Origin of the sequence: Pseudomonas sp. NBRC 111131, from assembly GCF_001320525.1 — a bacterium.
GTDB lineage: Bacteria > Pseudomonadota > Gammaproteobacteria > Pseudomonadales > Pseudomonadaceae > Aquipseudomonas > Aquipseudomonas ceruminis.
Genome location: NZ_BCBH01000008.1, coordinates 97,556 through 117,981 on the forward strand (window position 1 = coordinate 97,556; position 20,426 = coordinate 117,981).

At 62.5% G+C, this 20,426-nt stretch carries 17 protein-coding genes and 1 pseudogene; 11 read left to right on the forward strand and 7 right to left on the reverse strand.

Annotated elements, in window-relative coordinates:
• Positions 1–20: 20 nt before the first annotated feature.
• From mreD to mreB, 3 genes are all read right to left on the reverse strand, one after another.
• Entirely contained in the window at positions 21–509 is a 489-nt protein-coding gene (mreD, locus tag APH34_RS10220) for a rod shape-determining protein MreD (RefSeq protein ID WP_054901050.1), read from the reverse strand.
• Entirely contained in the window at positions 509–1,495 is a 987-nt protein-coding gene (gene mreC, locus APH34_RS10225) for a rod shape-determining protein MreC (RefSeq protein ID WP_371263303.1), read from the reverse strand. Before mreC ends, mreD begins: the two co-directional genes overlap by 1 nt.
• Before the next feature lie 192 nt (positions 1,496–1,687).
• Complete coding sequence (mreB, locus tag APH34_RS10230; protein WP_003255163.1) at positions 1,688–2,725, reverse strand: rod shape-determining protein MreB; 1,038 nt, start codon at positions 2,723–2,725, stop codon at positions 1,688–1,690.
• A 204-nt stretch (positions 2,726–2,929) separates the two neighbouring features.
• On the opposite strand from mreB, the gene gatC reads away from it, so the two are divergent.
• From gatC to APH34_RS10260, 6 genes are all read left to right on the forward strand, one after another.
• Positions 2,930–3,217: an Asp-tRNA(Asn)/Glu-tRNA(Gln) amidotransferase subunit GatC gene (gene gatC / locus APH34_RS10235; RefSeq protein WP_054901051.1), complete on the forward strand. Its 288-nt coding sequence runs from the start codon at positions 2,930–2,932 to the stop codon at positions 3,215–3,217.
• Positions 3,218–3,232: 15 nt separating this feature from the next.
• Positions 3,233–4,684, forward strand: coding sequence for an Asp-tRNA(Asn)/Glu-tRNA(Gln) amidotransferase subunit GatA (gatA, locus tag APH34_RS10240; protein WP_054901052.1), 1,452 nt, complete (start codon positions 3,233–3,235; stop codon positions 4,682–4,684).
• 11 nt (positions 4,685–4,695) lie between these two features.
• Positions 4,696–6,141 (forward strand): Asp-tRNA(Asn)/Glu-tRNA(Gln) amidotransferase subunit GatB, encoded by a 1,446-nt coding sequence (gene gatB / locus APH34_RS10245; protein WP_054901053.1) that lies wholly within the window; start codon positions 4,696–4,698, stop codon positions 6,139–6,141.
• A gap of 122 nt (positions 6,142–6,263) precedes the next feature.
• Entirely contained in the window at positions 6,264–6,638 is a 375-nt protein-coding gene (locus APH34_RS10250) for a septal ring lytic transglycosylase RlpA family protein (RefSeq protein ID WP_054901054.1), read from the forward strand.
• A 71-nt stretch (positions 6,639–6,709) separates the two neighbouring features.
• Positions 6,710–7,753: a calcium/sodium antiporter gene (locus APH34_RS10255; protein WP_082422770.1), complete on the forward strand. Its 1,044-nt coding sequence runs from the start codon at positions 6,710–6,712 to the stop codon at positions 7,751–7,753.
• A gap of 10 nt (positions 7,754–7,763) precedes the next feature.
• Entirely contained in the window at positions 7,764–8,135 is a 372-nt protein-coding gene (locus APH34_RS10260; RefSeq protein ID WP_054901056.1) for a carboxymuconolactone decarboxylase family protein, read from the forward strand.
• Between the two features lie 49 nt (positions 8,136–8,184).
• Here the strand turns inward: APH34_RS10260 and APH34_RS10265 are convergent, their stop codons facing one another.
• The 4 genes from APH34_RS10265 to APH34_RS10280 all read right to left on the reverse strand — a co-directional run bounded on the left by APH34_RS10265 (position 8,185) and on the right by APH34_RS10280 (position 12,513).
• A complete protein-coding gene (locus APH34_RS10265; protein ID WP_054901057.1) occupies positions 8,185–9,546 on the reverse strand; it encodes an amino acid permease in 1,362 nt (453 codons plus the stop codon).
• A gap of 55 nt (positions 9,547–9,601) precedes the next feature.
• On the reverse strand, positions 9,602–10,543 hold the full coding sequence (locus tag APH34_RS10270; RefSeq protein ID WP_054901058.1) for an AEC family transporter: 942 nt from the start codon (positions 10,541–10,543) through the stop codon (positions 9,602–9,604).
• Between the two features lie 153 nt (positions 10,544–10,696).
• Positions 10,697–11,257: a response regulator transcription factor gene (locus APH34_RS10275; RefSeq protein WP_054901059.1), complete on the reverse strand. Its 561-nt coding sequence runs from the start codon at positions 11,255–11,257 to the stop codon at positions 10,697–10,699.
• Positions 11,257–12,513 (reverse strand): ATP-binding protein, encoded by a 1,257-nt coding sequence (locus APH34_RS10280; protein ID WP_054901060.1) that lies wholly within the window; start codon positions 12,511–12,513, stop codon positions 11,257–11,259. The genes APH34_RS10275 and APH34_RS10280 overlap by 1 nt, the downstream gene beginning before the upstream one ends.
• Before the next feature lie 202 nt (positions 12,514–12,715).
• On the opposite strand from APH34_RS10280, the gene APH34_RS10285 reads away from it, so the two are divergent.
• The 5 genes and pseudogenes from APH34_RS10285 (at position 12,716) to APH34_RS10305 (ending at position 20,369) form a co-directional block, all read left to right on the forward strand.
• Positions 12,716–13,432 carry an SIMPL domain-containing protein gene (locus APH34_RS10285; protein WP_054901061.1) on the forward strand — a complete coding sequence of 239 codons (717 nt, stop codon included), beginning with the start codon at positions 12,716–12,718 and terminating at the stop codon, positions 13,430–13,432.
• Between the two features lie 355 nt (positions 13,433–13,787).
• Positions 13,788–15,413 carry an ABC transporter substrate-binding protein gene (locus APH34_RS10290; protein ID WP_054901062.1) on the forward strand — a complete coding sequence of 542 codons (1,626 nt, stop codon included), beginning with the start codon at positions 13,788–13,790 and terminating at the stop codon, positions 15,411–15,413.
• Positions 15,414–15,561: 148 nt separating this feature from the next.
• The gene (locus APH34_RS10295) at positions 15,562–17,154 is read left to right on the forward strand and encodes an ABC transporter substrate-binding protein (protein ID WP_054901063.1); all 1,593 of its coding nucleotides are present in this window, start codon (positions 15,562–15,564) and stop codon (positions 17,152–17,154) included.
• A gap of 145 nt (positions 17,155–17,299) precedes the next feature.
• Entirely contained in the window at positions 17,300–18,679 is a 1,380-nt protein-coding gene (locus APH34_RS10300) for an OprD family porin (protein ID WP_054901064.1), read from the forward strand.
• A 79-nt stretch (positions 18,680–18,758) separates the two neighbouring features.
• Positions 18,759–20,369: pseudogene (locus tag APH34_RS10305) on the forward strand (ABC transporter substrate-binding protein).
• Positions 20,370–20,426: the final 57 nt, after the last annotated feature.

Below are 20,426 nucleotides of genomic sequence, written 5' to 3' on the forward strand. Positions count from 1 at the left end.
TGTCAGTGGCGGCAGCGCCGTCAGTTGATATGCAAGCGCCGGCGCAAATCGCGCAGGGCATAGCTGATCCATGGCCAGAGCAAGGCACTGATCACCGCCGACCACACCAGGGCCAGGGTGGGCAAGCGATTGCCGGTAAGCGCGCTGAGCCACAGCTGGATCAATTGAGCGATACCAAAGATCACCAGGATCACCAGGCTCTGCTGCCACATCGGGAACATGCGCAGGCGCTGCTGCAGGGACAGTACCAGGAAGGTGATCAGGGTGAGGATCAGGGCGTTCTGCCCAAGCAGGGTGCCATACAGCACGTCCTCGGCCAGCCCCAGCATGAACGCGGTGGTCATGCCGACCTTGTTCGGCACCATGAGGGTCCAGAACGACACCAGCAGCGCCAGCCACATGGGCCGGAACATTTCCAGGAACTGAGGCATCGGCGAGACGCTGAGCAGCAGGCCGATAGCGAACGTCAGCCAGATGACCCAGCCGTGGTTGCGGCGCGATTTGGCCATCATTGCCTCCGGGGTTGAGCGGGCGCCGCTGGCGCGGCGGCGGCGGGGCTGGCAGGGGCTGCAGGGGCGGCGGCCGGCGCACTGGCCGGTGCCTCGTGCGCGCCACTGGCGGCAGGCTGGCCACTGCCTTCGGCGCCTTTGCGATCGGCCTCTTCCTGGGCAATCGCCGCCTCGGTTGCACGCTGCTCCGGCGTGCGCCGGTCGCTGAACACCAGCAGCATGTAGCGGCTGCGGTTAAGCGCCGCGGTGGGGATGGCGCGCACAATGGCGAACGGCTGGCCGGAATCGTGGATCACCTCGTTGACCGTGGCCACCGGATAGCCTGCCGGGAAGCGCTGGCCCATGCCTGAACTGACCAGCAGGTCGCCTTCCTTGATGTCGGCGGTGTCCGCCACATGGCGCAGCTCCAGACGCTCCGGGTTACCGGTGCCGCTGGCGATGGCGCGCAGGCCGTTGCGGTTGACTTGCACCGGGATGCTATGGGTGGTGTCGGTGAGCAGCAGTACCCGTGAGGTATAGGGCATCAGTTCGACCACCTGGCCCATCAGGCCACGGGCATCGAGCACCGGCTGGCCCAGGAACACGCCGTCGCGCTCGCCTTTGTTGATCAGGATGCGGTGGGTGAACGGGTTGGGGTCGACACCGATGAGCTCGGCCACCTCGACCTTCTCGTTGACCAGGGCCGACGAGTTGAGCAGCTCACGCAGACGCACGTTCTGCTCGGTCAGGGCCGCCAGCTTCTGCAGGCGCCCCTGCAGCAGCAGGGCCTCGGTCTTGAGCTTCTCGTTTTCCGCGATCAGTTCGGTACGGCTGCCGAACTGGCCCGCCACGCCTTGCCACATGCGCTGCGGCAGGTCGGTGATCCAGTACGACTCCATCAGCACCAGGCCCATCTGGCTGCGCACGGGCTTGAGCACGTCGAAGCGCGCGTCGACCACCATCAGCGCGACCGACAGCACCACCAAGACGAGCAGGCGAACGCCCAGCGAAGGGCCCTTGGAGAAAAGCGGTTTAATGGGCCGTTCCTCGTGGACGACTCAGGAGGTCATTGGACATGGGACAACGCACCAGCCTGGTTGCGGGTTGACGGAAACGACGCCCGAACGGACGCCAGCCCAGCACATACAGGTAGCACTGCGCGTGCTACCTGTAAACCGGGCGCTCGATCGCTGCGATTATCACTCGCTGGAGAGCAGGTCCATCGCGTGCTTGTCCATCATCTCCAGGGCGCGACCGCCGCCACGGGCGACACAGGTCAGCGGATCCTCGGCGACGATCACCGGCAGGCCGGTTTCCTGAGCCAGCAGCTTGTCGAGGTCACGCAGCAGCGCGCCGCCACCGGTCAACACCAGGCCACGCTCGGCGATATCGGAGGCCAGCTCCGGCGGCGATTGCTCCAGGGCACTCTTGACCGCCTGAACGATGGTCGCCAGAGACTCTTGCAGGGCCTCGAGCACTTCGTTGGAGTTCAGGGTGAAGGCACGCGGCACGCCCTCGGCCAGGTTACGGCCACGGACATCGACTTCGCGCACTTCGCCGCCCGGGTAGGCCGTGCCGATTTCCTGCTTGATGCGTTCGGCGGTGGACTCGCCGATCAGGCTGCCGTAGTTGCGGCGCACGTAGGTGACGATGGCTTCGTCGAAGCGGTCGCCGCCAACGCGTACGGATTCGGCATAGACCACACCGTTCAGCGAGATCAGGGCGATTTCGGTGGTACCACCGCCGATATCGACGACCATCGAACCACGGGCTTCTTCCACCGGCAGGCCGGCACCGATGGCCGCTGCCATCGGCTCTTCGATCAGGAACACTTCACGGGCACCGGCCCCCAGGGCCGACTCGCGAATGGCGCGGCGCTCTACCTGGGTCGACTTGCACGGCACGCAGATCAGCACGCGAGGGCTGGGCTGCAGGAAGCTGTTTTCGTGAACCTTGTTGATGAAGTACTGCAACATTTTTTCACAAACGCTGAAGTCGGCGATGACGCCGTCCTTCATCGGACGAATGGCGGCAATGTTGCCAGGCGTACGGCCCAGCATGCGCTTGGCTTCGGTACCGACGGCCACGACGCTTTTCTGGTTGCCGTGGGTACGGATGGCAACAACCGAGGGCTCATTCAGGACGATACCGCGCTCACGCACGTAAATAAGGGTGTTGGCAGTACCCAGGTCGATGGAAAGATCGCTGGAAAACATGCCACGCAGTTTCTTGAACATGGGAAAGTGACCCTGGGGAAAGCGTGGGTAAAAAAGTGCGGCAAACTCTAACAATGGCAGGGATTTTGGGCAAGGAGCCAATATGTTAAATTGGTCGTTTTTCCGAGCAAGCCAGCAGATGATCGCGGCCGTATGACCGCCAGAATGCCGACATGTTCCTCATCACGGACCCTATTCCGTTCTTTGTTTCCCCTGGAGATTCCCATGGCGCTTGAACGCTGCGACGTGGAAAAGATCGCCCATCTGGCCCGCCTGGGCCTGAATGAAGGCGAACTGCCACGCATTACCGATGCACTGAACAGCATTCTCGGGCTGGTCGACCAGATGCAAGCGGTCGACACCACTGGCATCGAGCCCCTGGCCCACCCCCTGGAGGCCAGCCAGCGCCTGCGCCCCGACCAGGTCACCGAAAGCAACCAGCGCGATGCCTACCAAGCCATCGCGCCGTCGACCGAAAGCGGTCTGTACCTGGTTCCCAAAGTCATCGAGTAAGGGATAGAGCCTGCCATGCATCAATTGACCCTGGCCGAGATCGCCCGCGGACTCGCCGACAAGTCGTTTTCCTCCGAAGAGCTGACCGGCGCCCTGCTGGCGCGTATCAAGCAGCTCGACCCACAACTGAACAGCTTCATCAGCGTCACCGAGGAGCTGGCCCTGAGCCAGGCCCGTGCCGCCGACGCCCGCCGCGCCGCTGGCGAGGTGGGCGTGCTGCTGGGTGCGCCGATCGCCCACAAAGACCTGTTCTGCACCAACGGCGTGCGTACTAGCTGCGGCTCGAAGATGCTCGACAACTTCAAGGCGCCGTATGACGCGACCGTGGTCGCCAAACTGGCCGAAGCCGGCATGGTCACCTTGGGCAAGACCAACATGGACGAATTCGCCATGGGCTCGGCCAACGAGTCCAGCCACTATGGCGCGGTGAAGAACCCGTGGAACCTCGAGCACGTGCCAGGTGGCTCGTCCGGCGGTTCGGCGGCGGCCGTGGCGGCGCGCCTGCTGCCGGTCACCACTGGCACCGACACCGGCGGTTCGATCCGTCAGCCGGCAGCACTGACCAACCTCACCGGCCTCAAGCCGACGTACGGTCGTGTTTCGCGCTGGGGCATGATCGCCTACGCCTCGAGCCTCGATCAGGGCGGCCCGCTGGCCCGCACCGCCGAGGACTGCGCCCTGCTGCTGCAAGGCATGGCCGGTTTCGATGCCAAGGACTCCACCAGCATCGACGAGCCGGTACCGGACTACAGCGCCAACCTTAACGCCTCGCTGCAAGGCCTGCGCATCGGCCTGCCGAAGGAATACTTCGGTGCCGGCCTCGACCCGCGCATCGCCGAACGGGTACAGGCCAGCGTCAAGGAACTGGAAAAGCTCGGCGCGGTGATCAAGGAAATCAGCCTGCCGAACATGCAGCATGCCATCCCGGCGTACTACGTGATCGCGCCTGCCGAGGCGTCCTCCAACCTGTCGCGTTTCGACGGTGTGCGCTTCGGCTATCGCTGTGAAGAGCCCAAGGACCTGACCGACCTGTACAAGCGCTCCCGTGGCGAAGGCTTTGGTGCCGAAGTACAACGGCGCATCATGGTCGGCACCTATGCCCTGTCGGCGGGTTACTACGATGCCTACTACGTCAAGGCGCAGCAGATCCGCCGCCTGATCAAGAACGACTTCATGGCCGCCTTCGAAGGCGTCGACCTGATCCTCGGCCCGACCACGCCAAACCCGGCCTGGAAGCTCGGCGCCAAGAACAGCGACCCGGTCGCCGCCTACCTTGAAGACGTCTACACCATCACCGCCAACCTGGCGGGCCTGCCGGGCCTGTCGATGCCAGCCGGTTTCGTCGATGGCCTGCCGGTCGGCGTACAGCTGCTGGCCCCGTACTTCCAGGAAGGCCGCCTGCTCAACGTCGCGCACCGCTACCAGCAAGTCACCGACTGGCACACCCGCGCCCCCAACGGCTTCTGAGGAATTCACACATGCAATGGGAAGTTGTGATCGGGCTGGAGATTCATACCCAGCTGGCCACCCAGTCGAAGATCTTCTCCGGCAGCGCCACCACCTTCGGCTCCGAGCCGAACACCCAGGCCAGCCTGGTTGACCTGGGCATGCCCGGCGTATTGCCGGTGCTGAACCAGGAAGCCGTGCGCATGGCCTGCATGTTCGGCCTGGCGATCGATGCCGAAATCGGCAAGCGCAACGTGTTCGCACGCAAGAACTACTTCTACCCCGACCTGCCCAAGGGCTACCAGATCAGCCAGATGGACCTGCCGATCGTCGGCAAGGGCCACCTGGACATCGCCCTGGAGGACGGCACCATCAAGCGCATCGGCGTAACCCGTGCGCACCTTGAGGAAGACGCCGGCAAGAGCCTGCACGAAGACTTCAGCGGTTCCACCGGTATCGACCTGAACCGTGCCGGCACGCCGCTGCTGGAAATCGTCTCCGAGCCTGACATGCGCAGCGCCAAGGAAGCGGTCGCCTACGTCAAGGCGATCCACGCACTGGTGCGCTACCTGGGCATCTGCGACGGGAACATGGCCGAAGGCTCGCTGCGCTGCGACTGCAACGTATCGATCCGGCCAAAAGGCCAGACCGAGTTCGGCACCCGCTGCGAAATCAAGAACGTCAACTCGTTCCGCTTCATCGAGCGTGCGATCAACAGCGAAATCCAGCGCCAGATCGACCTGATCGAGGACGGTGGCAAGGTCATCCAGGAAACCCGCCTGTACGATCCGAACAAGGACGAGACCCGCTCCATGCGCAGCAAGGAGGAGGCCAACGACTACCGTTACTTCCCCGACCCGGACCTGCTGCCGGTGGTCATCGAGGACAGCTTCCTCGAAACCGTCCGCGCCGGCCTGCCGGAGCTGCCGCCGCAGAAAGTCGAGCGCTTCCAGAGCCAATACGGCCTGTCGGCTTACGACGCCAACGTGCTGGCGTCCAGCCGCGAGCAGGCGGACTACTTCGAACAGGTGGTCAAGATCGGCGGCGACGCCAAGCTGGCCGCCAACTGGGTCATGGTCGAGCTGGGCAGCCTGCTGAACAAGCTGGGTATCGAGATCGACCAGGCGCCGGTCAGCGCCGAGCAACTCGGTGGCATGTTGCTGCGTATCCGCGACAACACCATCAGCGGCAAGATCGCCAAGACTGTGTTCGAAGCAATGGCCGCCGGTGAAGGCGATGCCGACAGCATCATCGAAAGCAAAGGCCTCAAGCAGGTCACTGACACCGGCGCGATCGACAAGATGCTCGACGAGGTACTGGCCGCCAACGCCGAACAGGTCGAACAGTACCGCGCCGCCGACGAGGCCAAGCGCGGCAAGATGTTCGGCTTCTTCGTCGGCCAGGCGATGAAGGCATCGAAAGGCAAGGCCAACCCGGGGCAAGTGAACCAATTGCTCAAGGCCAAGCTCGAAGGGTGATTGTTTCACCCTTGTAGCCCTGCGAGGCTTTGCCCTCGTTCGCGGATCACCCCCTTCCACAGGCTGGGGATGATCCGCGACGGGCCGCACAGCGGCCCCACTGGCAGCACCGGAGCATCGACTTGCTAAAACGCCCCCTCGCCACCTTTGCCCTCTTCTCACTGTTGGCCGGCTGCGCCAGCCACGACATCGACCCCCGCGGATACGACAAGACCGGCACCGCCTCCTATTACGGCTCCCGCCACCATGGCAACCGCACCGCCAGCGGCGAAGCCTTCAACCAGCACGGCCTCACCGCCGCCCACCGAAGCCTGCCGTTCGGCAGCCGTGTACTGGTCACCAACCTTGCCAACCAGCGTAGCGTGGTGGTCCGCATCAACGACCGCGGGCCCCACACACGCGGCCGCCTGATCGACCTGTCACGGGCCGCCGCAGAAAAAATCGGCATGCTCCGTAGCGGAACGGCGCGCGTCCGGGTACAAGGTCTTAGCGATTGACCTGACTGCCCCCTGACAGGAGCCCGACCATTTTCGACCTGGCCACACTCCCCACGTTCAGCCTGCTGCAATTGGGCGTAGCGCTGCTGCTTATGATCGCCGGCGCCGAACTGCTGGTACGCGCCGCCCTGCGCCTGGCCCTGCGCCTGCACGTTCGGCCACTGATCATCGGCCTGAGCCTGGTGGCTTTCGGCAGTACTGCGCCACAACTGACCGTGAGCCTGCAAGCCGCTTACCAAGGGGCACCCGACGTGGCGGTGGGCAGCGTGGTGGGCAGCAACATCTTCAATGTGCTGGTGATCCTTGGTCTGGCTGCGCTGATCATCCCCTTGCGGGTTTCACGTCAGCTGGTGCGCCTGGACATCCCGTTGATGATCATCGCCAGTGCCTTGGTGTATGCACTTGCAGCCAACGGCCAACTGGGCCGAATGGAAGGCCTGCTGTTACTGCTGGGCCTGGCGGCCTACCTGGCCATGCTCTGGCACCAGTCACGCCACTATGCACGCACCTACCCTGCTCCGCGCCCGCTCGCCAGCAGCCCCGGGCGCTTCTGGTCCGGCACGCTGCTGCAGGTACTGTTCGGCCTTGGCCTGCTGAGCCTGGCCGGCCATTTGCTGCTAGAAGCGGCAGTCGAAGTGGCCACCGACCTTGGCTTGTCAGAGCGCATCATCGGCCTGACCGTCGTTGCCGTGTGCACTTCCCTACCCGAACTGGCCGCAGCGCTGATCGCCGCCATTCGCGGCGAACGGGAGATTGCCGTGGGCACGGTGATCGGCAGCAACCTGTTCAATCTGCTGGCGGTGCTGGGGCTGACGGCGATGGTCACCCCCGAACCCTTGAGCATCTCTCCCAATGCCCTGGGCTTCGACCTGCCGGTAATGCTAGGTGTAGCCGCCCTGAGCCTGCCGGTGTTCTACTCCGGCTACCGCATCACCCGCGCCGAAGGCCTGATATTCCTCTGCCTTTACCTGGCCTATGGCCTGCATGTGGTGGCCTTCACCACGGGGATGCCATTGGCCGGCCGCCTGGAGCGGCTGATGCTGTTCTACGTCCTGCCAGTGCTCGGCATGCTGCTGCTGTACACCACCGTTCGCGCCTGGCGCCGCCAACACTAAGGAAAACAACATGGCTGAAAACAAATCCGGCGAGCAGATTCGCCGTCAGGTGATGGGCGATGCGTTCGTCGACCGCGCGCTGGGCAACGCCACCGACTTCACGCAACCGCTGCAGGACTTCGTCAACGAGCACGCCTGGGGCAGTGTCTGGGCACGTGGCGGCCTGCCATTGAAGACCCGCAGCCTGATTACCCTGGCCACACTGACGGCGCTCAAGTGCCCCCAAGAGCTCAAGGGGCATGTGCGCGGGGCGCTGAACAATGGCTGTACGGTGGAGGAAATTCGCGAGGCGTTGCTGCATTGCGCCGTCTATGCCGGCGTGCCGGCGGCGATCGATGCGTTCAGAGCGGCGCAGGAAGTGATCGACAGCTACCCGGCCTGATCAACGAGGCCCCTATCGTCGGCAAGCCGACGATAGGGCCAGTGCAGACTCAGGCCCTGCCCTGCCGAGCCTTCTTCAGGCGGAACGCTACCCAAAGCAAGGCAATCCACGCCGGAATCAGCATCACCGAAATGCGGATCGGCGGGGTCAGGTACATCACCACCAGAATCAGCACGATGAACGCCAGGCACAGGTAATTGGTAAACGGGTGCCCCCAGCTCTTGTAGAACGGGGTAATACCCGCCCCCAGCTTGGCCTTGCGGAACTTCAGATGGGTGATGCTGATGCTCGCCCAGTTGATCACCAGCGCCGACACCGCCAGCGCCATCAGCAGGCCAAACGCCTCACCCGGCATCAGGTAGTTGATCAACACGCACATGCCTGTGGCGAACGCCGACACACCCAACGCCGTCAGCGGTACGCCGCTGCGGCTGACCTTGAGCAACTGGCGGGGTGCATCGCCCTGGCTGGCCAGGCCGAACAGCATACGGCTGTTGGCGTAGACGCAGCTGTTGTAGACCGACAGCGCCGCCGTCAGCACCACGATGTTGAGGATGGTCGCCACCAGGTCACTGTCCAGTTCGTGGAAAATCATCACGAACGGGCTACCGCCCTGCACCACCTTTTGCCATGGGTACAGCGACAACAGCACCGCCAGGGCACCGATGTAGAAGATCAGGATGCGGTACACGACCTGGTTGGTCGCTTTGGGGATGCTGTGGCGTGGGTTGTCGGCCTCGGCGGCGGTGATACCCACCAGCTCCAGGCCACCGAAGGAAAACATGATGACCGCCAGGGCCATCACCAGCCCGCTAATGCCGTTGGGGAAGAACCCACCGTACTGCCACAGGTTGGCCACGCTGGCATCCGGGCCGCCATGGCCACTGCTCAGCAGCCAGGCACCGAAGCCGATCATGCTGACGATGGCCACTACCTTGACCAGGGCGAACCAGAATTCCATTTCGCCGTAGACCTTCACCTGGGTCAGGTTGATCAGGTTGATGACCACGAAGAAGATCGCCGCCGTGGCCCAGGTAGGAAAGCCCGGCCACCAGTACTGCACGTAGATGCCAACCGCAGTGAGCTCGGCCATACCCACCAGCACGTACACCACCCAGTAGTTCCAGCCCGAGACAAAGCCTGCGAATTCGCTCCAGTACTGGTGGGCGAAATGGCTGAAACTGCCAGCCACCGGCTCTTCCACGACCATCTCGCCCAGTTGGCGCATGATGAAGAAGGCCATCAGACCCGCAATGGCGTAACCCAGCAGAACGGAGGGGCCAGCCAGCTGGATGGTCTGGGCGATGCCCAGGAACAACCCGGTCCCGATGGCGCCGCCCAACGCAATCAGCTGGATATGGCGATTCTTCAGCCCGCGCTGCAACCGCTCGGGCTTGCTCTGGTCTTGCATGAAGTGTCCTTAAGCTCAGTGAGGCCGTGTTTTTATGAGGTGTGCAGTCAAGGATCTAGATCCATCCGCCCCACTGCAAGATGAAAATACCAATATTGGTGGTGATCGCTGCCATTAGCGTAGTAATCACGATGATAGAGGCCGCCAGCTCATGGTTGCCCTTGGCCGCTCGCGCCATGACGTAGCTGGCTGCCGCCGTGGGGCTGCCGATGTACAGGAACAGGATGCCCAGTTCGGCACCGCGAAAACCGCAGAGCCAGGCGCCAAAGGTGCCAATCAGCGGCAGCCAGACCATCTTCACCAGGCTGGCATCGATGGCCAGCTTGCCGCTGTCGCGCAGCGCCGCCAGCGACAGGGTGCCACCGATGCAGATCAGCGCCAGCGGCAGGGTCATCTGTGCGAGGTAGTCACCCGAGGTGAGCAGCCAGTTTGGCAGCGGCACTTGCCCGTAAGCCATGGGCGTGGCCACCAGCACGCTGAGGATCAGCGGGTTACTGATAATGTTTTTGCAGATGCTCCAGGGGTCGGACTTGAGGTCCGGGCTGTAGACCGCCAGCACCACCGCCGACAGCGAGTTGTACAGGAGGATCACAAGACCAGCGAGCACCGCGCCCAGGGAGATGCCGTAATCGCCATACAGGCTGGCGGCCAGGGCCAGGCCGATCACGCCATTGTTGCCACGGAACGCCCCCTGGGTATAGATACCGCGATCGGCCGGCGGACTGCGCCAGATGGCCAGGCCCCAGGCCGCAGCGAAGCCGACCAGGGTGGCGAGAACGAAGTACAGAATAACGCCAGGTTTGACCGCCGCAGCCAGGTCGGCATGGTAGATACCGAGAAACAGCAGCGCGGGCATGCAGACGTTGAAGACCAACTGCGAAGCGACCCGGTTGAAATTGTCGTCGATCAGGTTGATGCGCTTGAGCAATACGCCCATGAACAGCATGGCGAAGACGGGCGCCGTGATGTTCAGCGTCTGGATAAGAAGGGCGAGCATGCGCTAGCGATCCTGAAGGGGTTGCCGTTAGGGGGCTAATGATACGTCAACACGCCAGGAGTTGCGGGATCAGCTGCAATATAAAGAAATTTCTGGCAGCACAGGCCCAATCGCCGGCCTGCCAGCGATAGGACCTGTGCGATCAAGACGGATTCAGCGCCGAACCGGCCGCTTCTGCAATTTGCGCTGCAAGGTCCGCCGGTGCATGCCCAGCGCCCGTGCGGTGGCGGAGATGTTGCCTTCGTGCTCGCTGAGAACCCGCTGGATATGCTCCCACTGCAAACGGTCCACCGACATCGGGTTTTCCGGCACCAGGGCGTCCAGGTCGGTGTGCTCCGAGAGCAGCGCCGCCAGCACATCGTCGGCATCGGCCGGTTTGCACAGGTAGTTGCAGGCGCCGCGCTTGACCGCCTCGACCGCGGTGGCGATGCTCGAGTAACCGGTCAGGATCACCACTCGCATTTCCGGGTCGAGCTCCAGCAGCTTGGGCAGCAGCACCAGGCCCGAGTCACCTTCCATCTTGAGGTCCAGCGTGGCGTAGTCCGGCAGGTCCTGCTGAGCCAGGATCAGCCCCTCCTCGGCGGAGCTCGCCGTACTGACGCGAAAACCGCGGCGGCTCATGGCCCGGGCCATGACCCGAGTGAAGGTGGCATCGTCATCCACCAGCAGCAGGTGCGGCAACTCTTCGCCTTCGACCTGGTTTTCTTCGCTCATCATTCATCTCCTCGCTTGCCATGGGGCAGGCGCAATTCGGTCAGGGTGCCACCCTGCTCATGACTATAGAGTTTCACCGAACCGCCCGCACGGGTCACGCTGGCTTTGCTCAAGAACAGGCCCAGGCCGAAGCCTTTGCCTTTGGTGGTAATGAAAGGTTTGCCGATCGCCTCGGCGATCGCCGGCGGTACGCCAGGGCCGTGGTCACGGATACTGATGACGATGTCCTGGGCATCCCAGTCCAGGCGTACCTCAAGGTCATCGGGGCAGGCATCGGCAGCATTGTTCAACAGGTTCAACAGGGCCTGGGTCAGGTCGGGCGGCGGTGTCAGGCGGGGAACCTGGCCATCACGCAGGCGCTGGAAGCGATAGCTGGCTTCCGGGCGCATCAGGTGCCAACGGTTGAGTGCCTCATCCAGCCATACAGTCACCTCTTGCTCGACCACGGCCAGACGGCGGTTGGCCTCGGCGGCGCGCACCAGCTGCTGCAAGGTCTCCTTGCACAGCTTCACCTGGTCCTGAAGGATCTGCAGGTCTTCCTGCAACAACGGGTCGGCATGGTCCTGGCGCATTTCATTGAGCAATACACTCATGGTCGCCAGCGGCGTGCCCAGTTCATGGGCAGCGCCGGCGGCCTGGGTGGCTACGGCCAGCAGTTGCTCATCGCGCAGGCTTTCTTCCCGTCGCTCGGAGCGCAATTGCTCCTGACGGCGCAGCTCTTCGGCCATGCGCGCGGCGAAGAAGGTAATCACTGCAGCGGCCAGGGCAATACTCAGCCACATGCCGTAGACCTGCATCTTATCCCGCGCCATCGGCAGCCCTTCGAGCGGATAGAACTGCACCAGCAGCAGGCTGTAGGCCGTCAGCGCGATACCCGACAGGATCAGCGAGTACAGCCAGGGCAAGGTCACGGCGGCAATCGCCAGCGGCACCAGGTAATAGGAAACGAACGGGTTGGTCGAGCCACCGGAGTAATACAGCAGTGCACTGTGAATAAGCAGGTCGCAGGCCAGCTGCAATGCATACTCAAGTTCGGTGACCGGCAGCGACAGGCGCAGTCGCAAGGCGGTGAAGGCGCAGAGAATGGACGACAGGGCCAATGTCGCGGCCAGCGAGAACCACGGCAGCGGCAGCAGTTCGGTCCAATAAGCAACGCCCACGGAGCCTGCCTGAGCGGCCAGGACCAGAACGCGAATGACAGTCAGGCGCCAGAGGTTCTGACGAGTAGCGGACAGCGGGTGTGCGGCGGCGAGCATGAGCTCTCCTGATGAGTGCTCCAGGAAAATCGCCTGGAGTATACCGAAACCAGGCACTTGGCAGCAGCGATGCGGCAAAGCGCCACACTTTGTCACAGGAGAATGATGGCACTTTTGAACCCGCTACACTGTTTCCGGTCCTATGGGCCATGCGTGGAATGGATGGCCAGAACCCACGCCTTTTATTGCCAAGGAGTACCACATGCATATCCCTCGTCGCGGCGCTGCCCTGATCCTCTCCTGCGGCCTGCTCGCCAGCCTGCCGGCCCTGGCGGCCGATGAACCGCGCTACAACCAGGTATCGCTGCGTGCCGAAGTCAGCAAGGAAGTCGCGCGTGACCTGATGGTCGTGACCCTCTACAGCGAAGCGCAGAACAGCGACCCGGGCAAGCTGGCCAAACAGATCACCGAAACCATGAACAAGGCCGTGCAGCAGGCGCGCCAGGTCAAGGATGTGAAGATCAGCCAGGGCAGCCGCAACAGTTACCCGGTCTACGACAGCAAAGGCCAGAAGATCACCGGCTGGCGTGAGCGTGCCGAGTTGCGCCTGGAAAGCGCCGACTTCCCGGCCCTGTCCCAGCTCAGCGCCGACCTGCTGCAAGACCTGAAAATGGGCGGCATGGACTTCTCCATCGCCCCGACCACGCGCAAGGCCAGTGAGGATGCGCTGCTCAAGGATGCCGTCGATGCCTTCAAGGCCCGTGCACAACTGGCCACCGAGGCCTTGGGCGGCAAAGGTTATAAAGTGGTCAGCCTGAATCTCAACAGCAGCGGCTACCCACGCCCGTACCTGCGCAGCGCCCCCATGGCCATGAAGGCTATGGCTGGCGATGAGGCGGCGCCCGCTCCGGATATCGAGGCCGGCACCAGCGAAGTCAGCATGAATGCCGATGGCTTGATCGAAGTGCAGATGCCGTAACCTGACGAGCCGCCTTGCGGCTAATCGTCGGCAAGCCAACCCTGGAGCGTCGGTGCAACGCTGATACTCCAGAGCTGGCCCTAATCACTCATATTCAGACATTTCCTACGCACCTTTAAGGTGCATCCGTCATCCCTCATCTTTTCGAAATATCTAGAAAAAGCCATCATTTTGCCTGCGCAAACGTTCAACTTCGTCGAAAGTTATACAGATGCGACATCCATGTACGCTCGTACTACTTTTCGGGCGCCAACTATCCTTCTATGTGTTGCATTGGGATTCTCCCCTGCATAAGTATCCGCAGGTCGGCTCACGAGGCCGCCTCTAATCGAAAAATGACAACAATGAGGCCACCATGCTCAAACACGCAGTCATTCCGTTTCTGCTCGGCGCAGGCTTGCTAGCTGGCGCGCCACTCGCCCATGCCGCGTCCAACCTGGTGTTCTGCTCCGAAGGCAGCCCGGCTGGCTTCGACCCGGGGCAGTACACCACCGGAACCGACTTCGATGCTTCAGCCGAGACCGTGTTCAACCGCCTGACCCAGTTCGAACGAGGCGGTACCGCCGTCATCCCGGGCCTGGCGACCACCTGGGACGTGTCCGACGACGGCAAGACCTATACCTTCCACCTGCGTGAAGGCGTCAAGTTCCACACCACCGATTACTTCAAGCCGACCCGCGAATTCAACGCCGACGACGTGCTGTTCACCTTCAACCGCATGCTCGACAAGGAACAACCGTTCCGTAAGGCCTACCCCACCGAGTTCCCCTACTTCACCGACATGGGCATGGACAAGAACATCGCCAAGGTGGAGAAAGTCGACGAGCACACCGTGAGGTTCACCCTCAACGAAGTGGACGCCGCCTTCATCCAGAACCTCGCCATGAGCTTCGCGTCCATCCAGTCGGCCGAGTACGCCGAGCAGTTGCTCAAGCAGGGCAAGGCCGCCGACATCAACCAGAAACCCATCGGTACCGGCCCGTTCGTGTTCAGCAAGTACCAGAAAGACGCGCAGATCCGCTTCAAGGGCAACAAGGACTACTGGAAACCCGAGGACGTGAAGATTGATAACCTGATCTTCGCCATCACCACCGATGCCTCGGTCCGCATGCAGAAACTGAAAAAGAACGAGTGCCAGGTCACGCTGTTCCCGCGCCCCGCCGACATCGAGCCACTCAAGGCCGACAAGAACCTGCAGATGCCGCAGCAGGCCGGGTTCAACCTCGGTTACATCGCCTACAACGTGATGGACAAGATCAAGGGCAGCAACCAGCCCAACCCGATGGCCCAGCTCAAGGTGCGCCAGGCGCTGGACATGGCCGTCGACAAACAGAAGATCATCGAATCGGTCTACCAGGGGGCAGGCCAGCTCGCCGTCAATGGCATGCCGCCGACCCAGTGGTCCTACGACACCATCATCAAGGACGCACCGTACGACCCCGAAAAGGCCAAGCAACTGCTCAAGGAGGCCGGGATCAAGGAAGGCACCGAAATCACCTTGTGGGCCATGCCGGTGCAACGCCCCTATAACCCCAATGCCAAGCTGATGGCCCAGATGCTGCAATCCGACTGGAGCAAGATCGGCATCAAGGCAAAGATCGTCAGCTATGAATGGGGCGAGTACATCAAGCGTTCCAAAGGCGGCGAACAGGGCGCGATGCTGATTGGCTGGAGCGGCGACAACGGCGACCCGGACAACTGGCTGGGCACCCTGTACGGCTGCGATGCAGTCGACGGCAACAACTTCTCCAAGTGGTGCTACAAGCCCTACGACGATCTGATCAAGCAAGCCAAGGCCACCTCCGACCAAGCCAAGCGCACCGAGCTCTACCAAAAGGCCCAGCACATCCTCAAGGAACAGGTACCGATCACCCCGATCGCCCACTCCACCGTGTACCAGCCAATGAGCGCCAAGGTGAAAGACTTCAAGATCAGCCCGTTCGCCCTCAACGCGTTCTACGGCGTGAGCGTGGAAAAATAGCCTAGCCCCGGCACCCGCTGCTTGGCGGGTGCCAGTCCACCGTCCCCGATCATTACCCCCGCCCCGATGCCATCCGCAACGGGGTCGGGCAACTGTTGCCGCAATTCGTACCCCGAGTCGTCGCGCAACAGCTGGAAGAGGAACCGCCATGCGCAATACCACCCGCCTCGCCACCCTGCTCGCCCTGGGCCTGCTGAGCCAGGCCTCGGCCCTTGAGGCCAAGAGCCTGGTGTTCTGCTCCGAAGGCAGCCCGGCCGGCTTCGACACTGCCCAGTACACCAGCGCCACCGACAATGACGCGGCCGAGCCGCTGTACAACCGGCTGGTGGAGTTCCAACGCGGCGCCACGGCCGTGCAGGCCGCACTGGCCACGAAATGGACCGTGAGCGATGACGGTCTGCGCTACACCTTTCACTTGCGCGAAGGGGTGAAGTTCCATGCCAACAACGTCTTCAGGCCAAGCCGCGACTTCAATGCCGACGACGTGCTGTTCACCTTCAACCGTATGCTCGACAAAGGCCACCCGTTCCGCCTGGCCTACCCTACCGAGTTTCCGTACTTCGTCAGCATGGGCCTGGACAAGAACATCGCCCGTGTAGAAAAGACCGGCCCGCTGACCGTGGTGTTCACCCTCAACAAGGTCGATGCGGCCTTTGTGCAGAACCTGGCGATGAGTTTCGCGTCGATTCTGTCCGCCGAATATGCCGACCAGTTATTGGCCAGCGGGCGGGCCAGCGACATCAACCAGCACCCCGTCGGCACCGGTCCGTTCGTATTCCAGCGCTACCAGAAGGATTCGCAGATCCGCTTCAAGGGCAACAAAGACTACTGGAAACCCGAGGATGTGAAGATCGACAACCTGATCTTCTCGATCAATACCGACCCTTCGGTGCGCATCCAGAAGCTGCGCCGTAACGAATGCCAGGTCACCCTGCACCCGCGTCCGGCCGACCTGCCGGCGCTCAGGGCCGACAGCACGCTGCAAGTACTCCAGCAACCGGGCTTCAACCTGGGCTACCTCGCCTACAACACTCAGCACCCGCCCTTCGACCGCCTGCAGGTTCGCCAGGCCATGGACATGGCCGTGAACAAGGAGGCGATCCTGCGGGCGGTGTATGGGGAGTCCGGCCAAAGGGCGGTAAATGCCATGCCACCCACCCAGTGGTCCTATGACGACTCCCTCAAGGATGCGCCCTTCGACCCGGAAAAGGCCAAACAGCTGCTCAGGCAGGCAGGGGTCAAGGACGGCAGCGAAATCACCTTGTGGGCCATGCCGGTACAGCGCCCCTATAACCCTAACGCCAAGCTGATGGCCCAGATGCTCCAGTCCGACTGGCAAAAGCTCGGCTTCAAGGTGCGCATCGTCAGCTACGAATGGGGCGAATACCTCAAACGCCTGAAAAGTGGCGAGCACGATATCGCGCTGATCGGCTGGACGGGCGACAACGGCGACCCTGACAACTGGCTCGGCACCCTCTACAGCTGCGACGCCATCGGCAGTAACAACTACTCCAGATGGTGCGATGCGCAATACGACAGCCTGGTCAAGCAGGCCAAGCACGTCACCGACCGCACACAGCGAACCGCCCTTTACCAGCAGGCGCAGCAGCGCCTCAAGCATCAGGTGCCCATCACGCCCGTGGCGCATTCCACGGTGAACCAGCCCATCAGTGCAACGGTTTCGGGCTTCAAGGTAAGCCCCTTTGGGCGCAATGCATTTTCCGGTGTGAGTGTCGATTGACCACTCGCCAGCGCCGGCCCGATCGCCGGCAGGCACTCCCAACACCCTCTGATTAGCCGGCGACCCCGGCAACCCAGGCAACACCGCAACGGCCCGGCTCACAAGGCCAGGCAATAACTAGAAAAACAGAAAGGGAGCTTCAATCTTGAGACTATTCACACTAACCGCACTGGCCTTATCCATCGGCGCATGTCCCGTCATGGCCCAGGCCGACAGCCAAAGCCAGGACTACGTCCCGCTCAGCCTCAAAGGCACCAGCGAACAGGACCAGGCAACAGGCTTCATCGAAGGCCAGAGCCTTTCCGGCAGCACCCGCAACTGGTATGCCCGCGAACGCGCCACCCGCGCTCCGCTGTGGAAGTACTACAAAAGCGACGGCAGCCGCCACGACACCCACAGCCGCGACAACTGGCTGCTGGGCACCATCCTTAACTACAGCTCTGGCTTTACCCAGGGCACGGTGGGCTTTGCCGTGGAAGCGGCCGGCTACAACGCCATCGCCCTGGAACAAGGCCGCGCCGCAATCGCCGGGCCAAACAACCGCACCCTGACCCACAGTGATGGCGATCCGCTCGGCCAATGGAGCAAGATGGGCCTGGCCAACCTCAAGGCACGCGTCTCCAACACCACCCTCACCCTCGGCCGCCAGTCGGTGGATACACCGATGATCGCCTACATCGGCAACCGTGCCCTGCCTTCCAGCTTCCAGGGGGCCTTTGTGCACAGCGCCGAATTCGACAACCTGTCGTTCGACCTGGGCACCTTCGACCGGGTCTCGCCGCGCACCGAACAGAGCCTGAGCAAATTCCGCAGCGAGTATGGCGCCACCGGTATCGAAACCGACCGCGCCAGCACCGCAGGGGTCAACTACCAGCCGTTCAAAAGCCTGACCACCAGCCTCTATGCCACCAAGGTCGACGACTTCTGGAACCAGTACTACTTCGGCGCCAGCCACGTGCTGGGCGACAACGCGGTGTTGGCCCTGACCACGGGTCTGAACTACTACAAGACCGTGGACGAAGGCAGCAAGAAGATGGGCGAGATCGACAATGACACCTACAGCGTGTCGCTCGGCCTCACCCACCAGGCTCACACCCTCACGGCCTCCTGGCAGCAGGTCAACGGCAACGAGTACTTCGATTACCTGCACGAGACCAATGGTATTTTCCTGGCCAACTCGCTGCTGTCGGATTTCAACGGCCCCAACGAGAAGTCCCTGCAAATTTCCTACGTGCTGAACATGGCCCCCTATGGTGTGCCAGGCCTTAAGTTCAACCTGTACAACGCACGCGGCTGGGGCATCGACGGGACCCACTACCGTGGCACTGCCTATGACGTTGCTGGCATGGATGGCGAAACCCACTACGAGTGGGGCATCGGCACCAGTTATGCGCTGCAGAGCGGGCCACTGAAGGACACCAGCATCCGCGCCACCTATACCGCTCACCGTGCCAGCAAAGCCCAGGCCGACGGTAGCCTGGACGAGTTGCGCATCGTCACCACCATTCCGTTCAACATTCTCTGACCTCCAGCGCCACGGTTCATCTACGCATGGCCCGTGGCGACTACGCTGGAACCAATGCAGGCAAGGGAGCCATCAACGTATGTACAGAGCCTTCGTGAAGACATTACCGCTGCGCGCTGCCTTGGCAGCGGTCATTCTCACCGCCACCGGCAACCTGGCGGCCAAGCCGCTGGTGGTGTGCACCGAAGCCAGCCCGGAGGGCTTCGACATCGTCCAGTACACCACTGCAGTCACCGCCGATGCCTCTGCCGAGACAGTGTTCAACCGCCTGATCGACTTCAAACCTGGCACCACCGATATTCAGCCGGCGCTGGCCGAGCGCTGGGACATCTCCCCCGATGGCCTGACCTACACCTTCCATCTGCGTCAGGGGGTGAAGTTCCACACCACCCCCTACTTCACGCCAACCCGGAACTTCAACGCCGACGACGTGTTGTGGAGCCTGCGCCGACAGCTGGACCCTACTCACCCTTGGCACGACAAGACCAGCGTCGGCTACCCGTATTTCGAGAGCATGGCCTTCAACGACCTGCTCAAGTCGGTGGACAAGGCCGACGACCATACCGTGGTCATCACCCTGACTCGCCAAGAGGCGCCGTTTCTACGGGACATGGCCATGGCTTTCACCTCGATCTATTCCGCTGAGTACGGTGACCAGTTGCTCAAGGCCGGCAAGACCGCCGAGCTGAACAGCAAGCCGATTGGTACCGGCCCGTTCATTTTCCAGCGCTACAACAAGGACGCCCAGGTTCGTTACAAGGCCAACCCGGACTATTTCCGCGGCAAGCCACCGGCCGATACGCTGGTCTTCGCCATCGCCTCCGACAGCAACGTGCGCCTGCAGAAGCTGCGCGCCAACGAATGCCAGGTCGCGCTGTACCCCAAGCCGGACGATGTCGCGTCGATCAAGGCCGATTCCAGGCTCAAGGTCGCCGAGATCGAAGCGCTGGTCACCGGCTACATCGCCATGAACACCGAACACAAGTACCTCAGCGACGTCCGCGTGCGCAAAGCCATCAACATGGCCTTCGACCGCCAGACCCACGTGGACCAGCTGTTCGGCAAGGGTAACGCGCTGGTCGGGGTCAACCCCTACCCGCCGACCATGATCGGCTTCAACACCGATAACAAGAACCCGCCCCGCGATCTGGCCAAGGCCCGGGCACTGCTCAAGCAGGCCGGCGTGCCGGAGGGCACGGTCATCACCCTGTTCACCCGCAACGGCGGCGGCGCGACCAACCCCAACCCGCGCCTGTCTGCCGAGATGCTGCAGTCCGACCTCGCCCAGATCGGTCTCAAGCTGGATATCCGCGTGATGGAGTGGGCAGAGATGCTGCGCCGGGCGAAAAACGGTGAGGCGGATCTGGTGTCCACCGGCTGGGCCGGCGACAACGGCGACCCGGACAACTTCCTCAGCCCCCTGCTCAGCTGCGATGCCGTCAAGAACGGCGAGAACTAAGCCCGCTGGTGCAACTCGAAGTTCCAGGACCTGATCACCCGCGCCCGCGAGGTGATCGACAACGACGAACGTGCAAGGCTCTATGCCGAGGCATTGAAGGTGTACGATGACGACCAGCCCTGGATCAGCATGGCCCATCCGAAGATGTTCACCGCCATGCGTGACAACGTGGAGGGTTACGTGATCAACCCTCTGACCAACAACAACTTCGCCACCACCAAGGTGAAGTAGAACAACAACGATCGCCGGCAACCCACACGGGCACCGGCGGCACCGCCGTACAACGGC

Bases quoted from the DNA above. Each gene is read 5' to 3' on its own strand.
- mreD (WP_054901050.1), bottom strand. From the start codon at position 509: ATGGCCAAATCGCGCCGCAACCACGGCTGGGTCATCTGGCTGACGTTC.
- mreB (WP_003255163.1), bottom strand. From the start codon at position 2,725: ATGTTCAAGAAACTGCGTGGCATGTTTTCCAGCGATCTTTCCATCGAC.
- gatC (WP_054901051.1), top strand. From the start codon at position 2,930: ATGGCGCTTGAACGCTGCGACGTGGAAAAGATCGCCCATCTGGCCCGC.
- gatA (WP_054901052.1), top strand. From the start codon at position 3,233: ATGCATCAATTGACCCTGGCCGAGATCGCCCGCGGACTCGCCGACAAG.
- gatB (WP_054901053.1), top strand. From the start codon at position 4,696: ATGCAATGGGAAGTTGTGATCGGGCTGGAGATTCATACCCAGCTGGCC.
- APH34_RS10260 (WP_054901056.1), top strand. From the start codon at position 7,764: ATGGCTGAAAACAAATCCGGCGAGCAGATTCGCCGTCAGGTGATGGGC.
- APH34_RS10265 (WP_054901057.1), bottom strand. From the start codon at position 9,546: ATGCAAGACCAGAGCAAGCCCGAGCGGTTGCAGCGCGGGCTGAAGAAT.
- APH34_RS10270 (WP_054901058.1), bottom strand. From the start codon at position 10,543: ATGCTCGCCCTTCTTATCCAGACGCTGAACATCACGGCGCCCGTCTTC.
- APH34_RS10275 (WP_054901059.1), bottom strand. From the start codon at position 11,257: ATGAGCGAAGAAAACCAGGTCGAAGGCGAAGAGTTGCCGCACCTGCTG.
- APH34_RS10280 (WP_054901060.1), bottom strand. From the start codon at position 12,513: ATGCTCGCCGCCGCACACCCGCTGTCCGCTACTCGTCAGAACCTCTGG.
- APH34_RS10285 (WP_054901061.1), top strand. From the start codon at position 12,716: ATGCATATCCCTCGTCGCGGCGCTGCCCTGATCCTCTCCTGCGGCCTG.
- APH34_RS10290 (WP_054901062.1), top strand. From the start codon at position 13,788: ATGCTCAAACACGCAGTCATTCCGTTTCTGCTCGGCGCAGGCTTGCTA.
- APH34_RS10295 (WP_054901063.1), top strand. From the start codon at position 15,562: ATGCGCAATACCACCCGCCTCGCCACCCTGCTCGCCCTGGGCCTGCTG.